The organism is Agrococcus sp. TSP3-2-1, assembly GCF_049897585.1.
Lineage (GTDB): Bacteria > Actinomycetota > Actinomycetes > Actinomycetales > Microbacteriaceae > Agrococcus.
The window spans coordinates 246,175-260,239 of record NZ_JAFCWN010000002.1; the positions used below are offsets into that span (position 1 = coordinate 246,175).

13 protein-coding genes, 3 tRNA genes and 1 pseudogene are annotated in these 14,065 nt (G+C 72.8%); 10 read left to right on the forward strand and 7 right to left on the reverse strand.

Features of this window, described 5'->3' with window-relative positions:
• Positions 1-4 precede the first annotated feature (4 nt).
• Entirely contained in the window at positions 5-1,729 is a 1,725-nt protein-coding gene (treZ, locus tag ACP7BI_RS03700; RefSeq protein ID WP_425843834.1) for a malto-oligosyltrehalose trehalohydrolase, read from the forward strand.
• 119 nt (positions 1,730-1,848) lie between these two features.
• The gene (locus ACP7BI_RS03705) at positions 1,849-2,865 is read left to right on the forward strand and encodes a hypothetical protein (protein ID WP_425843835.1); all 1,017 of its coding nucleotides are present in this window, start codon (positions 1,849-1,851) and stop codon (positions 2,863-2,865) included.
• On the opposite strand, the gene ACP7BI_RS03710 is transcribed toward ACP7BI_RS03705, so the two are convergent.
• Positions 2,832-3,839 carry a GlxA family transcriptional regulator gene (locus tag ACP7BI_RS03710; RefSeq protein ID WP_425843837.1) on the reverse strand — a complete coding sequence of 336 codons (1,008 nt, stop codon included), beginning with the start codon at positions 3,837-3,839 and terminating at the stop codon, positions 2,832-2,834. The two genes, ACP7BI_RS03705 and ACP7BI_RS03710, sit on opposite strands and share 34 nt — an antisense overlap.
• 96 nt (positions 3,840-3,935) lie before the next feature.
• Between ACP7BI_RS03710 and ACP7BI_RS03715 the strand changes: the two genes are divergently transcribed.
• From ACP7BI_RS03715 to ACP7BI_RS03745, 7 genes are all read left to right on the forward strand, one after another.
• Positions 3,936-4,220 (forward strand): hypothetical protein, encoded by a 285-nt coding sequence (locus tag ACP7BI_RS03715; protein WP_425843838.1) that lies wholly within the window; start codon positions 3,936-3,938, stop codon positions 4,218-4,220.
• 104 nt (positions 4,221-4,324) lie between these two features.
• Positions 4,325-4,504 carry a hypothetical protein gene (locus ACP7BI_RS03720; RefSeq protein ID WP_425843840.1) on the forward strand — a complete coding sequence of 60 codons (180 nt, stop codon included), beginning with the start codon at positions 4,325-4,327 and terminating at the stop codon, positions 4,502-4,504.
• Positions 4,505-4,549: 45 nt separating this feature from the next.
• Positions 4,550-6,016, forward strand: coding sequence for an amidohydrolase family protein (locus ACP7BI_RS03725; protein ID WP_425843841.1), 1,467 nt, complete (start codon positions 4,550-4,552; stop codon positions 6,014-6,016).
• 170 nt (positions 6,017-6,186) lie between these two features.
• Positions 6,187-8,376 carry an acyl-CoA dehydrogenase gene (locus tag ACP7BI_RS03730; RefSeq protein WP_425843842.1) on the forward strand — a complete coding sequence of 730 codons (2,190 nt, stop codon included), beginning with the start codon at positions 6,187-6,189 and terminating at the stop codon, positions 8,374-8,376.
• Positions 8,377-8,589: 213 nt separating this feature from the next.
• Entirely contained in the window at positions 8,590-9,684 is a 1,095-nt protein-coding gene (locus tag ACP7BI_RS03735) for a fatty acid desaturase family protein (RefSeq protein ID WP_425843843.1), read from the forward strand.
• A complete protein-coding gene (locus tag ACP7BI_RS03740) occupies positions 9,681-10,319 on the forward strand; it encodes a 1-acyl-sn-glycerol-3-phosphate acyltransferase (RefSeq protein WP_425843844.1) in 639 nt (212 codons plus the stop codon). Before ACP7BI_RS03735 ends, ACP7BI_RS03740 begins: the two co-directional genes overlap by 4 nt.
• A gap of 48 nt (positions 10,320-10,367) precedes the next feature.
• Entirely contained in the window at positions 10,368-10,811 is a 444-nt protein-coding gene (locus tag ACP7BI_RS03745; protein ID WP_425843845.1) for a pyridoxamine 5'-phosphate oxidase family protein, read from the forward strand.
• Positions 10,812-10,822: 11 nt separating this feature from the next.
• Here ACP7BI_RS03745 and ACP7BI_RS03750 read toward each other — a convergent pair.
• From ACP7BI_RS03750 to ACP7BI_RS03760, 3 genes and pseudogenes are all read right to left on the reverse strand, one after another.
• Positions 10,823-11,981: pseudogene (locus ACP7BI_RS03750) on the reverse strand (RNA polymerase sigma factor).
• Complete coding sequence (locus tag ACP7BI_RS03755) at positions 11,978-12,364, reverse strand: YciI family protein (protein WP_425843846.1); 387 nt, start codon at positions 12,362-12,364, stop codon at positions 11,978-11,980. Before ACP7BI_RS03755 ends, ACP7BI_RS03750 begins: the two are co-directional and overlap by 4 nt.
• 1 nt (position 12,365) lies before the next feature.
• Positions 12,366-12,752, reverse strand: a complete 387-nt coding sequence (locus ACP7BI_RS03760) for a YciI family protein (protein ID WP_425843848.1) — start codon at positions 12,750-12,752, stop codon at positions 12,366-12,368.
• Between the two features lie 208 nt (positions 12,753-12,960).
• Between ACP7BI_RS03760 and ACP7BI_RS03765 the strand changes: the two genes are divergently transcribed.
• Positions 12,961-13,638 (forward strand): NADPH-dependent F420 reductase, encoded by a 678-nt coding sequence (locus tag ACP7BI_RS03765; RefSeq protein ID WP_425843850.1) that lies wholly within the window; start codon positions 12,961-12,963, stop codon positions 13,636-13,638.
• A 54-nt stretch (positions 13,639-13,692) separates the two neighbouring features.
• Here the strand turns inward: ACP7BI_RS03765 and ACP7BI_RS03770 are convergent.
• The 3 genes from ACP7BI_RS03770 to ACP7BI_RS03780 form a co-directional block, all read right to left on the reverse strand.
• Positions 13,693-13,768 (reverse strand) — tRNA-Phe (locus ACP7BI_RS03770).
• 74 nt (positions 13,769-13,842) lie between these two features.
• Positions 13,843-13,920, reverse strand: a tRNA-Asp gene (locus tag ACP7BI_RS03775).
• Between the two features lie 41 nt (positions 13,921-13,961).
• A tRNA-Glu gene (locus tag ACP7BI_RS03780) sits at positions 13,962-14,034 on the reverse strand.
• Positions 14,035-14,065: the final 31 nt, after the last annotated feature.

Consider the following 14,065-nt stretch of genomic DNA (forward strand, 5'->3'; position numbering starts at 1 on the left):
ACTCATGCTGCACGAGTACCGGGTCTGGGCGCCGAACGCCGAGCGGATGCGCGTCGTCGCCGCCGACGAGTCCGTCGAGATGACGAGCGCCGAGGGCGGCTGGTGGCACGCGCTCGCGCCCGCGGGCGACTACGGCTTCCAGATCGACGACGACGAAATGGTGCGGCCCGACCCGCGCAGCATGCGCCAGCCCGGCGGCGTGCACGAGCGCTCCCGCGTGTGGGACGCATCCGCCCACCCCTGGCAGGACGCCGGCTGGACGGGCAAGCCGATCGCCGGCGGCGTCATCTACGAGCTGCACGTCGGCACGTTCACGCCCGAGGGCACGCTCGAGGCGGCCGCGGGCCGGCTCGACCACTTGCGCGAGATCGGCGTCACGCACGTCGAGCTGCTGCCGATGAATGCCTTCAACGGCACGCACAACTGGGGCTACGACGGCGTCGCCTGGTTCGCGGTGCACGAGGGCTACGGCGGGCCCGACGCCTACCAGCGCTTCATCGACGCCGCGCACGGCGCGGGGCTCGCGGTCGTGCAGGACGTCGTCTACAACCACCTCGGGCCGTCGGGCAACTACCTGCCGCTCTACGGGCCCTACCTCTCGAGCGCGGGCCGCTCGACGTGGGGCGAGCACGTCAACCTCGCCGAGCCGGCGGTGCGCCGCTACATCCTCGACAACGTGCGCTTCTGGTTCGAGGACATGCACGTGGATGCGCTGCGGCTCGACGCGGTGCACGCGCTCCACGACGAGGCCGACACGCACATCCTCGAGGAGATGGCGATCGAGACGGCCGCGCTCTCGGCGCACCTCGGGCGGCCGCTCGAGCTCATCGCCGAGAGCGACCTGAACGACCCCAAGCTCATCACGCCGCGCGAGGGCGGCGGCTACGGGCTCGACGGGCAGTGGTCGGATGACTTCCACCACGGCGTGCACGTCGCCCTCACGGGCGAGACGGCGGGCTACTACGCCGACTTCGAGCCGCTCGCGGCGCTCGGCAAGGCGCTCGAGCGCGGCTTCTTCCACGACGGCACCTACTCGTCGTTCCGCGGCCGTGACCACGGGCATCCGATCGACGTCGAGCGCTCGTTGTCGTGGCGGCTCGTCGTGGCGGCGCAGAACCACGACCAGATCGGCAACCGCGCGCGCGGCGACCGCATCACCGAGGTGCTCGACGAGTCGCAGCTGCTGTGCGCGGCGCTGCTGCTCTACGCGGGCCCGTTCACCCCGATGCTCTTCATGGGCGAGGAGTGGGCGGCATCGACGCCGTTCCAGTTCTTCACGTCGCACCCCGAGCCCGAGCTCGGCACGGCGACCGCCGAGGGTCGGCTCGAGGAGTTCGAGCAGATGGGCTGGGATCCGGCCGTCGTGCCCGACCCGCAGGACCCAGCGACCTTCGAGCGCTCGAAGCTCGACTGGGCTGAGGCCGAGGGCGGGCGCCACGCGCGCGTGCTCGAGGGCTACCGGCAGCTCGCGCGGCTGCGGCGCGAGCTCGAGGCGCTCACCGACCCGCACTACGCGCGCAATCGCGTCGAGGTCGACGAGGAGCGGCGCGTGCTGCGGCTCGTGCGGCGCGCAGGGCTCGCGGATGCGGTCGAGATCGTCATCAACGTCGGTCGCGAGCCGCAGACGGTCGCGGTCGAGCGCACGGAGCTGCGCTTCCAGACCCACCCCGACGTCGCGCTCGCGGATGGGCTGACGCTCCCGCCCGGCTCCGGCGCCCTCCTCGCCTGACCCCTTTCGCTCGCGCAGCCCCGTCGGCCGAGCAGCCCGGCCGCGGGCCGTCCCTCCGCCCGTTGGTCGAGCAGCCCGGCCGCAGGCCGGGCGCATGCAGACCCGGCTACCGTTGACCCGTGACCCAGCTCGTCGGCGACCTCTCCTTCCCGCACGTCGGCTACCTCGAGTCGCGTCGCGGCCCGATCGTCGAGATCCGCCTCTCGCACCACCCGATCGGCCAGCGCCGCACCTACCTGCGGGTGCCCGAGGGCGCGGGTGAGATCCCCGCGGGCATCTACAGCACGGCGGTCAAGCGGATCGACGGGGTCGACGAGGACGGCTGGTTCGCCGAGGTCGAGCTCGAGCGCGAGCGGCCCGACGGCACGGTGCGCACCGACGCGACGCGCGACGACGAATGGCGCTCGGAGGAGCGCGGCCTCTACGTGTCGAGCAGCATGCAGGACTTCCTCCCGCAGGAGCCGCCCCTCGAGCGGGAGGGCGAGCAGCCGGTCAATCCCTACGGGCTCTGGGCGCTCGATCCGCAGGGCGAGGCATTCCTCGTCGACGCCGAGTTCGACGACGCCGGTGGGCTGGTGATCGAGCCCGCGACCCGCTTCGGCAAGTCGCTCCATCCCTGGACGTACCGAGCAGCGCTGCCGGACGGGCTCGCGGTCGACGAGACCGCGCTCGACGACGTCGACGCGCTCATCGAGGTGCAGCTCTACGACTTCGACGGGTCGGCCGAGCGGGTGTACGAGCTGTGGCAGCTCGGTGCGCGGCGAGCGATCGAGCGGTCGGCGACGCAGCCGCTCCCCGACTTCGACCCGGGGGTCTGGATGCGGTGGCTCGCTCCCGTGGACGGCGGGAACCCCGTCGCCTTCGGCGGCTTCATGTTCCCCGGGGATCGCGTCATCGAGCTGCAGCCCGTCATGCCGGTGGAGCCGGAATGGGCGACCGGTCGCGTGCTGACGATCCCGATGCCCAGGCCCGGCGTCGAGTTCGAGGATCGCCGCGAGGTGACGGTGTACGGCAAGCCGTTCAAGGAGCTGCGCTCGTCGGTGCCGAAGATCCAGAAGCGCCCGCCGACGCCGCTCGGCCGGTTCGTGCTCGAGGCGGAGGGCTACATGCCGCCGGGCTGGAGCGCGCTCGGCTGAGCCGCGGCGGCGGTCTCGGGGACCGCGAAGCGCCGCCGGTACGCCGAGGGCGAGACGCGCAGCTGCCGGGTGAAGTGGTGCCGCAGCAGCGCCGCCGTGCCGAACCCCGCCTGCTGCGCGACGACGTCGAGGCCGAGGTCGGTCGCCTCGAGCAGCGCCTGGGCGCGCTGCACGCGCTGCGACGTGAGCCACGCGGCCGGCGTCGTGCCGAGCTCCTCGCGGAACCGGCGCGCGAACGTGCGCTCCGAGAGGTTCGCGCGCCGCGCGAGCGATGCGACGGTGTGCTCCTCGTCGAGGTGCGCGACCATCCAGTCGATGAGCGGGGCGAGCGTCTCGGCGCGCTGCTCGGCGACCGGCCCGACCGCGAACTGCGACTGGCCGCCGTCGCGCAGCGGCGGCACGACCATCGAGCGGGCGATGACCGCGGCGGCCTGCGCGCCGTGCAGCTGGCGCACGACGTGCAGCGACGCGTCGATCGCCGCCGCCGTGCCGGCGCTCGTCGTGACGGGTCCGTCGTCGACCCACAGCGCGTCGCGCTCGAGCGCGATGTGCGGGAACTGCGCGGCGAGGCCGTCGATGTGCCGCCAGTGCGTCGTCGCTCGCCGGCCGTCGAGGATGCCGGCCTTCGCGGCGACGAACGCCCCCGAGCACAGCGCGAGCACGCGAGCGCCGCGGTCGACGGCGCGCTGCAGCACCCGCGAGACGGCGAGCGAGCACTCGCCGTCGTACTCGCACTGCGCGTACGGCGTGAGGATGAGCAAGTCGGCCTCGTCGGCGAAGTCGAGTCCGTGCTCGACCATCATCGGCAGGCCGAGCCCGCCGGCGACCCGCACGGGCCCGGGCGTCTGCGTGACGACGCGGAAGTCGTGCCGCGGCACGCCGCGGTCGGTGCGGTCGTAGCCGAAGACCTCGCCCGCGACAGCGAGCTCGAACGCACTGACGTCGTCGTCGACGATGCAGGCCACCTTGAGCATCGCGTGCCCCCTCCCGGAGATGATTGGCAGGATGTTGTCGGACGTTGACGATTCTGCCACTCGTGGCGGGATCTTGGCAAGCGCAGACTTCCTGCCATGAACATCACCTGGCTCCTCATCCTCCTCGCCCTCGGTGCCGTCGCGATCGTCGCCACCGTCTCCGCGCTGGTCCGCCAGCGCGCGCCCCGTGTCGCCACCGATGCGGAGCGCATCGCCCGGCTCCGCGACCGCTCGCTCGACCACGACGCGCGACGCGTCGCCGCCGCGCTCGAGGAGCAGGTCTCGCACCGCCTCGATGCGCCCGGCAACGGCCTCGCGCCGCAGATGACGCAGCCCGTCATCGACGCCGCCATCTGGGGCGGCGCGGTGCCCGCCCGATGACCCACCCGCATCCCGACCGCTGACGGCCCGGCGACTCGATCGCCGGGCCGTCTGCCGCGAATCGGCCCCTGGCGCTCGCGCGGCGGCGAGCGCATCATCGACGCATGGAAGCGACCTGGGCCAGCAGCGTCGCCACGGACCCCACGTGGCTCGCCATCATCGCCGCGATCGGCGCCGTCGGATCGCTCGCGACGGTCGTCGTGCTCCTGCGCCAGCAGGCGCCTCGCCGGAAGCCCGATCTCGAGCGCATCGCGCGCCGCCGCGAGCCGCGATCCGCGCACTGACGCGGCGCGCACGGCGGGCTCGCGCTGCGGCCCCACAATGGAGCCATGCGACTCGCGAACGCCCGGCTCCTCGACGGCTCCCTGACCGACATCGACATCGTCGACGGTGAGATCGAGCGCGTCAGTCCGGCGGGATCGACGCCGTCGACGGGGGAGCGCCGAGACCTCGAGGGCGCGGTCGTCATCCCCGGGCTGTGGGACGAGCACACGCACATGAGCCAGTGGGCGCGGCACCGCACGCGTCAGAGCGTGCTCGCCGCGGAGTCGGCCGAGGAGGCCGCCGCGATCGCCGCCGCGGCAGTCGTGCGCCACTCGGGGCCCGACCCGCTCGTGCTCGTCGGCATGCGCGACGGCCTCTGGCCCGCCGCCCCGACCCGTGCGCTGCTCGACGAGGCGACCGGCTCGGTGCCCACGCTCGTCGTCTCGAGCGACGTCCACTGCTCGTGGCCCAACACCGCGATGCTCGAGCGCCTCGGGCTCGAGCGCGACGGTGCGCTGCTGCGCGAGGACGCCGCATTCGCCGCGCTCGGCGACGTCGAGGCGATGCTCGACCCCGATGCGCTCGACCGCCACGTCGTCGACGCCCTGGCTGCCGCGGCGACGCGCGGCGTCGTCGGCGTCGTCGACCTCGAGTTCGGCGACGCCGTCGGGCAGTGGATGCGCCCCGGCAGGGCGACGCCGACGCGCGTCGACGTCGGCATCTACGCCGACGAGCTCGAGCTCGCCGCCGAGCGCGGGCTGCGCTCGGGCGACGTCATCGCGGGCCGCGCCCGCGTGGGCGGGCTCAAGGTGATCTCCGACGGCTCGCTCGGCACGCGCACGGCGTGGACAGCGCATCCGTACGGCACCTCGAGCGCCAAGGTCGACGGCGGCGACTTCGGCCGGGGCGTGCGCAACGTCGACGACGAGGCGCTCGATCGGCTGCTCGCACGGGCCGCCGAGCTCGGGCTCGATGCGATGGTCCACGCGATCGGCGATGCGGCCGTCACCGCGGCGATCGACGCCTTCGAGCGCGCGGGCGCCCGCGGGCGCATCGAGCACGCGCAGCTCGTCGCGGGCGTCGACATCCCGCGCATGGCGACGCTCGGCATCGTCGCCTCCGTGCAGCCGGAGCACGCGCTCGACGACCGCGAGCTCATGGCCTCGCTGTGGTCGGATCGCTCGCGCGATGCCTATCGGCTGCGCTCCCTCGTCGACGCGGGCGTACGCGTCGTGCTCGGCTCCGACGCCCCCGTCACGCCCCTCGACCCCTGGCTCGGCATCGCGACCGCCGTCACCCGCACGCGCGGCGACGAGGCGCCGTGGCAGCCGGAGGAGGCGCTCTCGCTCGAGCAGGCGATCGCCGCATCGAGCCGCACGCGCATCGCCGTGGGCGAGCCCGCCGACCTCGTCGTGCTCGGTGCGCCGCTCCCCGCGACCGACGACCCGCAGGAGGCCGCCGCGGCGCTGCGCGCCATGCCGGTCGCGCTCACGCTCGTCGCGGGCGAGTCGATCTTCGACGCGATGGGCTGACTCGGGACCCTGCGGACCCGGACAGCGGATGGGTCGGACCGTTGTGGATCCGGCACAACAGGTCGTGAGGCGTCCCTGGCCGCGATTGCGGTCGCGACCAACGGCTTCGCGCGGTCTCGAGGGTCGTGCCTACCGTGAGGACGCATCCGTCCTGTCCTGAAGGGGGAACCATGGCCGACCGCACCGACCGCCAGCGCTCCACGAGCCCGCGCACGCACGCCGCAGTCGACGTCGACTGGCTGAGCCGCGACCTGCTCGGCACGTGGGCGGAGCGCCGCATCGCCGCGCGAGCGAAGGCCGCCGACCCCCGCTACCAGCGCGTCGACGACCTGACGGTCGCCGACCACCGCGCGCGCGTGCTCGAGCAGCTGCAGCTGCTCGTCGACGACGGCGCCGTGCTCGCGGCGTTCCCGAAGCGCCTCGGTGGCGACGACGACCACGGCGGCAACATCGCGGGATTCGGCGACCTCGTGCTCGCCGATCCGAGCCTGCAGATCAAGTCGGGCGTGCAGTTCGGGCTCTTCGGCGCCGCGGTGCTGCACCTCGGCACCGAGCACCACCACGACACCTTCCTGCCGCCCATCATGCGGTTCGAGGTCCCCGGCGCCTTCGCGATGACCGAGACGGGCCACGGCTCGGACGTCGCCTCGATCGGCACGACCGCGACGTACGACGAGGCCACCGAGGAGTTCGTCATCCACACGCCGTTCCGCGGCGCGTGGAAGGACTACCTCGGCAACGCCGCGCTGCACGGCAAGGACGCGGTCGTCTTCGCGAAGCTCATCACGAAGGGCGTCGACCACGGCGTGCACGCCTTCTACGTGCCGCTCCGCGACGAGGACGGCGCGTTCCTGCCCGGCATCGGCGGGGAGGACGACGGCTACAAGGGCGGGCTCAACGGCATCGACAACGGCCGCCTGCACTTCACGAACGTGCGCGTGCCGCGCACGAACCTGCTCAACCGCTATGGCGACGTCGCGCCCGACGGCACCTACTCGAGCCCGATCGCCAGCCCCGGCCGCCGCTTCTTCACCATGATCGGCACGCTCGTGCAGGGCCGCGTCTCGCTCGACGGCGCCGCGGTCATGGCGCAGCAGGCGGGGCTCGCGATCGCGATCCGCTACGGCACCGAGCGGCGCCAGTTCAACGCCTCGAGCAACGCCGAGGAGGAGGTGCTGCTCGACTACCGCCGGCACCAGCGCCGCCTGTTCACGCGGCTCGCGAAGGCCTACGCGCAGTCGTACGCGCACGAGATCCTGCTGACGAAGTTCGACGGCGTCTTCTCGGGCCAGCACGACACCCCGGAGGAGCGCGAGGACCTCGAGACCCTCGCCGCTGGGCTGAAGGCGCTCTCGACGTGGCAGGCGCTCGACACGCTGCAGGAGGCGCGCGAGGCGTGCGGCGGTGCGGGCTTCCTCGGCGAGAACCGCATCGTGCAGCTGCGCGCCGACCTCGACGTCTACGTCACGTTCGAGGGCGACAACACGGTGCTGCTGCAGCTCGTCGGCAAGCGCCTGCTCGGCGACTTCTCCAAGCAGTTCAAGGGCGCCTCGAAGGCCGACATCGCCCGCTTCGCGGCCGACCAGCTCTTCGATCGCGCGACGTCGTTCGTCGGCCTGCGCACGCTCTCGCAGGACGTGCGCGACCTCCGCAACGTCAAGAAGTCGTCGCTCGCGCTCCGCGACCGCGACGTGCAGCGCGACCTGCTCGAGGACCGCGTCGAGCAGATGGTCGCGGACATCGCAGGCCGGCTGCGGAACGCGCCGAAGGACCAGGCCGGCGCGGCCGCCGCCTTCAACGATGAGCAGCACGAGCTCATCGAGGCCGCGCGCGCGTGGGTCGAGCTGCAGCAGTACGACGCGCTCGACGTGGCCGTCGAGCGGATGCCCGCGGCGACCAAGGAGGTCATGACGCACGTGCGCGACCTCTTCGCGCTCACGATCATCGAGGAGCACGCCGCGTGGCACCTCGAGAACGGCCGGCTCTCGGGTGCCCGCTCGAAGGCCGTGACCTCGACGATCGAGGTGCTGCTGCAGAAGCTGCGGCCGCACGCGCTCGACCTCGTCGCGGCCTTCGGCCTCGGCGACGAGCACCTGCGCGCGCACATCGCGACCGGCGCCGAGGCCGAGCGCCAGGCCGAGGCGATGGCGCACTACGCGCAGCTCCGGGCCGCCGGCACCCTTCCGGTCCCCGAGAAGCGGGGGCGCGCGTCCGACCCGTCGGCGCAGCCCATCGCGACCGCGGGCGCGGCGCCCGTGCCGCCGGCCGACGTCATGTCGGCGCCCTCGGCCGATTCGGCGTCGGCGCCGTCGGCGGATGCCGCTGACGACGAGCAGGATGCGGAGCTCGCGACCCGCTGAGCCGCCGCCGTCCATCGAGGGGATCCGCCGCAGGGCGGGTCCCCTCGATGCCGTCGCGAGCCGCGCACCTGCGGATGCAGACGCGATCCACAGGGCGTATGCGGCCTACGGAATTGCGTACGCCATACGCTGTAAAGCATCCGGGGTCACGATCGTGAAGGTCGCCAGGCCCGCATCGGCTGGGAAGTCGCCGACGAGCCCGAGAGGGGCACCATGACCACGATGACCGCCGTGAGGAGCTCGCAAGGCGAGCTCCGGGCCACCACACCGCCCTCCGAGCGAGGAGCGCGCGCCGACTTCCGGGTCGTCGCGAAGGCCGTGCGAGACGCAGGCCTGCTCGAGCGCAGGGTGGGCTTCTACGCGTGGCTCATGGCCGGTCTCGGCATCGCACTCGTCGGGCTGCTCGTCGGCTCCGTGCTGCTGGGCGACTCGTGGTTCCAGCTGCTCATCGCGGCCGGCCTCGGCATCGTGCTCACGCAGATCTCGTTCATCGCGCACGAGGCGTCGCACCGGCAGGTGCTGAAGTCCGGCCCCGCGAACGACCGGCTCGGCCGCATCCTCGCCGCGGGCGTCGTCGGCATCAGCCACCAGTGGTGGATGACGAAGCACTCGCGCCACCACGCGAACCCCAATCAGATCGGCCGCGACCCCGACATCGAGATCGACACGATCTCGTTCCTGCCGAGCGACGCCAAGAAGGCGCGCGGCATCCAGCGCTGGGTGACCCAGCGCCAGGGCTGGCTGTTCTTCCCGCTGCTGACCTTCGAGGGCGCCAACCTGCACGTGCGCTCGATCATCACCCTGCTCGAGCGCCGCCCGGTCGTCGGCCGCTGGCTCGAGCTCGGCCTCATCGCCGGCCGCTTCGCCCTGCTCATCACCTTCCTGCTGCTCGTCATGCCGCCGCTCATGGCGCTCGCCTTCCTCGGCGTGCAGCTCGCCGTCTTCGGCATCGGCATGGGCGCGTCGTTCGCGCCGAACCACAAGGGGATGCCGACCGTCAGCCGCGACGCGAAGCTCGACTTCTTCACGAAGCAGGTGCGCACCTCGCGCAACATCCGCGGCTGGGGCACGACGATGCTCATGGGTGGCCTCAACTACCAGGTCGAGCACCACCTGTTCCCCAACATGGCTCGCCCGCACCTCCGCGCCGCGAGCGAGATCGTGCGCGCCCACTGCCGCGAGCACGACATCACCTACACCGAGACCGACATGGTCGGCGCCTACGCCTCCGTCATCCGCTACTTGAACCGCGTGGGCCTCGCCGCCCGCGACCCGTTCGAGTGCCCGATGCTGGCGACGAGGCGATGAACCGGAGGGCACCGAAGCGGCAGCCCGTCCGCCACGCGCTCGCGCGGCTGCACTGGGCGCTCAGCCCTTGGCGGCTCGTCCGCGAGCAGCCGCCCGTCGACGGTGCGCGGCTGCTCATCGGCGCCCCCCACACCTCGAACCGCGACTTCGTGCTCATGCTCGGGATCGCGTGGGATGCGCGACTGCCGGTGCGCTGGCTCGGCAAGCGAGAGCTGTTCCAGGGGCCGCTCGGCTGGCTGATGCACCGCCTCGGCGGCATCCCCGTCGACCGGGACGACCCGGCCGGGCTCGTCGACCGCGTCATCGCGCTCGTGCGCGACGACCCGCGCGCCGCGATCGTCGTCACGCCCGACGGCACTCGCCGCTCGACGCAGTGGCGGAGCGGCTTCTACCGCATCGCCCTCGAGGCGGGCCTGCCCGTCACGCTCGGCTTCGTCGACGCGACGACCCGCACCGCGGGCCTGGGCCCGACCATCTCGCTCACGGGCGACGTCCCGGCCGACATGGACCGCATCCGCGCCTTCTACGCCGACAAGGCGGGCGTGCGCCCCGAGCTGCGCACCGAGCCGCGGCTCGCCGACGAGGCGGGCCTCTCGGCGCGCTTGCGGGAGGAACGGGCGCAGCGCGAGCGCTGACCGCCGCCGCCTCTGGCGCGGCCGCCGGGGCTTTGGCACGATGAGGCCATGAGCACGGCCGGGATGATCGAGATCAGCGAGGACGAGTGCCTCAAGCTGCTCCGCGCCTTCGAGTTCGGGCGCATCGCGTTCCGCGTCGGCGACGTGCTCGAGGTGTTCCCGATCAACTACCACGCAGACGGGCGCGACGTGACGTTCCGCACGGCGCCGGGCACGAAGCTCGCCGGGGTGCTGCTCGCCGACGACGTGGTCTTCGAGATCGACCACATCGGCGAGCGCGAGGCGTGGAGCGTCGTCGCGCACGGCAGGGCGCGCAGGCTCGACTCGGGCAAGGAGCTCGAGGAGGCCGAGCAGCTGCCGATCCGCTCGCTCGTGCCGAGCGTGAAGCGCGAGTTCGTGCGCATCGAGATCTCGCGGGTGAGCGGCCGCCGCTTCCACCGCGGGCGTCAGCCCGACCCGGCTGCGGAGCCGCTCGTCGACTCGACCGACTGACCGGCGCGCGATCACTCGTCGAGCTCGTCGCGCCGCCGGGCGAGGTAGGCACGCTCGGCGGCATTGCTCGTGAGCTCGAGCGCCCGGTCGTAGGCGGCGCGCGCCTCGTCGCTCCGCCCGAGCCGGCGCAGCAGATCCGCTCGCGTCGCGTGCAGCGCGTGGTAGCCGTCGATCTCGACTGCCACGCGGTCGACCTCGGCGAGCGCCGCACCAGGGCCGTGCACCTCGCCGATCGCGACCGCTCGGTTGAGCCGCACGATCGGCGACGGGTCGAGCGCGACGAGCCGGTCGTAGAGCGCGAGGATCCGCGGCCAGTCGGTCTCCCGCGCGGTCGACGAGGCGGTGTGCACGGCGCTCATCGCGGCGAGCAGCTGGAAGCGGCTGGGCGCCTCGCCAGTCGCGGCGCGCTCGCGCACGAGCGCGTGCCCCTCGTCGATCAGGTCGCGATGCCACGCGGCGCGGTCCTGCCGGTCGAGCGTCACGAGCTCCCCCTCGGGCGAGACCCGCGCGGGCCGCCGAGCCTCGGCGAGCAGCATGAGGGCGAGCAGGCCCGCGACCTCGCCGTCGTCGGGGCGCAGCTCGCGCAGCAGCCGGCCGAGCCGGATCGCCTCGTCGGTGAGCTCGCGGCGCACGGGCTCGGCGCCGGAGCCCGCGAGGTAGCCCTCGTTGAAGACGAGGTAGACGACCGTGAGCACGCCCTGGAGCCGCTCGCCGACGTCCGCCTCCGAGGGCACGCGGTAGGGGATCCGCGCCACCCGGATCTTCCGCTTCGCCCGCGTGAGCCGCTGCGCCATCGTCGACGCCGGCACGAGGAAGGCTCGTGCGATGTCGGCGACCGCAAGCCCGGCGACGAGCCGCCGGGTCAGCGCGACGCGCGCCTCGATCGCGAGCGCCGGGTGGCAGCACGTGAACAGCAGCCGCAGCCGGTCGTCGTCGACCGCGCCGGTCGGCTCGGGAGGGGAGTCGTCGAAGACCATGAGCGCCGCCTCGTGCTTGCCGTGCCGCTGCGCCTCGCGGCGCAGCCGGTCGATCGCGCGTCGCGAGGAAGGCCTCGCCCGCGGCGTCCTCCGCGAGCTCGAGGTCCTCGAAGCGGCGGACGAGCCCGGCGACCACCCGCGCCCATTCGGTGCGGTGGGCGCGGGCGATCGCGAGGCCGGCCTGGTCGGTCACGCGTCGAGCGTGGCCCGGACGGACTCCGCCGTGTTGAACGGGCGCACCTCGACGGGGTCGCGGCACGCCCTCGAGCCCTCCGCGGCGAGCGCGATCGCCTCGTCGAGACCGGCTGCCTCGATGACCCAGAAGCCGCCGAGGTGCTCCTTCGACTCGAGGTAGGGGCCGTCGGTGACGATGGGCCGCTCGCCCCGCCCGTCGACGGTCGTCGCGGTGCTCGCCTCGGCGAGCCCGTCGGCGAAGACGAAGTGCCCGCCGCGCTCGAGCCGCTCGTTGAAGGCGCCGGTGTCGGCGAGCGCCTGCGCCATCGCCTCCCGCGAGCCGTACTCCCCGAACGGCGCGCGCTCGGCGGGCCCGAACACCGACAGCATGTAGCGCGCCATCTCAGTCGTGCTCCTGCGCGTGCCGCTCCACGATCTCGGTCATCCCGGAGGGGAAGCGGTGCACCTCCTGCGGCCAGTCGAGCGCCACGGCGAGCCGGCCCGCCCAGTGGCGCGCGGTCTCGTCGTCGGGCACGTCGATCACCGCGAAGCCGCCGAGGTGCTCCTTCGTCTCGACGTAGGGCCCGTCCGTGAAGACGGGCTCGCCGCCTTGGTTCACGACGCTGCAGACGACGGTGGATGCGTCGAGCCCGCCGTCCCCGAACACGTAGACGCCCGCCTGCTGCATCTGCGCGATCACGGCACCGGAGGCCGCGCTCTTCGCGCGCAGCTCCTCGGCGGTGTGCGCCGGGACCCACTCGTCGTTGAACGCGATCAAGTACTGCGCCATCTCTGTCTCCTCTCGAGCGGCCCCATCGACCGCCTCACATGATCTACGAACGGGAGGCGCCGGATACGACACCCGCGGTCATGATCCGCCGGTGACGCCGCTCAGGGAAGGCGTCGAGCGCGTCCGGGCGGAATGGGGAACCCTCAGGGCGCGTTGGCACACTCGGGTCGACACGACGAGAGATCCGCACGACGAGGAGAGCACCCGCATGACGCACACGGTCGCATCGAGCATCGCCGACGCCGAGCGACCGCGCGAGACGCTCACGATCGGCATCCTCGGGGCCGGCAAGATCGGCACGGTGCTCGCGCGCCTCTCGCTCGCCGCGGGGCACCGCACGCTCATCGCCGCCTCGGGCTCGCCCCAGCGCATCCGCCTCATCGCGGAGTACATGGCGCCGGGCGCCGAGCCCATGCTCGCCGCCGATGCCGCGGCACAGGCCGACCTCGTGATCCTCGCGCTGCCGCTCGGCCAGTACGACCGGCTGCCGGTCGAGGCGCTGCGCGGCAAGGTCGTCGTCGACGCCATGAACTACTGGTGGGAGACCGACGGCCTCCGCGACGAGTTCACCGACCCCGAGCGGCCGACGAGCACCATCGTGCAGGAGTTCCTGCCCGAGTCGCGCGTCGTGAAGGCGTTCAACCACATGGGCTACCACGACCTCGCCGACTGGCCGCGCTCGACCGGGAGCCCGCAGCGCCGCGCGATCGCCGTCGCGGGCGACAGCCCGGAGGATGTGCGGCTCGTGGCGCAGCTCGTCGACGACTTCGGCTTCGACCCGGTCGTGCTCGACTCGCTCGCAGCAGGCCTGCGGCTGCAGCCGGGCTTCCCGGCATTCGGTGCGAACGAGGACGCGCCGACGCTCCGGGCGCTCATCGGCGACTGACGCCTCCGCTGCCCGCCGAACGACGAAGCCCCCGCCGAGGCGGGGGCTTGTCGATGGTGGCTCCGACCGGCATCGATCCGGTGACCTTTCGATTTTCAGTCGAACGCTCTACCAACTGAGCTACAGAGCCAAGCTCTCGAGGAGCCGAAGCGGGCTCTCGCCCGCCCTTGCACAAGGCCCTCTCTCTCGAGAGGGCCAGGGCAATGGCGACCCTGACGGGACTTGAACCCGCGACCTCCGCCGTGACAGGGCGGCGCGCTAACCAAACTGCGCTACAGGGCCATTCCGGTAGTCCCCATCGTACAGATGAATCCGCGAGTGAGTGACCCCAACGGGATTCGAACCCGTGCTGCCGCCGTGAAAGGGCGGTGTCCTAGGCCGCTAAACGATGGGGCCATGCGCCGGAGCACATGACTACCGAGGGGAA

Bases quoted from the DNA above. Each gene is read 5' to 3' on its own strand.
- ACP7BI_RS03765 (WP_425843850.1), top strand. From the start codon at position 12,961: ATGACGCACACGGTCGCATCGAGCATCGCCGACGCCGAGCGACCGCGC.
- ACP7BI_RS03735 (WP_425843843.1), top strand. From the start codon at position 8,590: ATGACCACGATGACCGCCGTGAGGAGCTCGCAAGGCGAGCTCCGGGCC.
- ACP7BI_RS03720 (WP_425843840.1), top strand. From the start codon at position 4,325: ATGGAAGCGACCTGGGCCAGCAGCGTCGCCACGGACCCCACGTGGCTC.
- ACP7BI_RS03715 (WP_425843838.1), top strand. From the start codon at position 3,936: ATGAACATCACCTGGCTCCTCATCCTCCTCGCCCTCGGTGCCGTCGCG.
- ACP7BI_RS03730 (WP_425843842.1), top strand. From the start codon at position 6,187: ATGGCCGACCGCACCGACCGCCAGCGCTCCACGAGCCCGCGCACGCAC.
- treZ (WP_425843834.1), top strand. From the start codon at position 5: ATGCTGCACGAGTACCGGGTCTGGGCGCCGAACGCCGAGCGGATGCGC.
- ACP7BI_RS03740 (WP_425843844.1), top strand. From the start codon at position 9,681: ATGAACCGGAGGGCACCGAAGCGGCAGCCCGTCCGCCACGCGCTCGCG.
- ACP7BI_RS03760 (WP_425843848.1), bottom strand. From the start codon at position 12,752: ATGGCGCAGTACTTGATCGCGTTCAACGACGAGTGGGTCCCGGCGCAC.
- ACP7BI_RS03755 (WP_425843846.1), bottom strand. From the start codon at position 12,364: ATGGCGCGCTACATGCTGTCGGTGTTCGGGCCCGCCGAGCGCGCGCCG.
- ACP7BI_RS03725 (WP_425843841.1), top strand. From the start codon at position 4,550: ATGCGACTCGCGAACGCCCGGCTCCTCGACGGCTCCCTGACCGACATC.
- ACP7BI_RS03745 (WP_425843845.1), top strand. From the start codon at position 10,368: ATGAGCACGGCCGGGATGATCGAGATCAGCGAGGACGAGTGCCTCAAG.
- ACP7BI_RS03710 (WP_425843837.1), bottom strand. From the start codon at position 3,839: ATGCTCAAGGTGGCCTGCATCGTCGACGACGACGTCAGTGCGTTCGAG.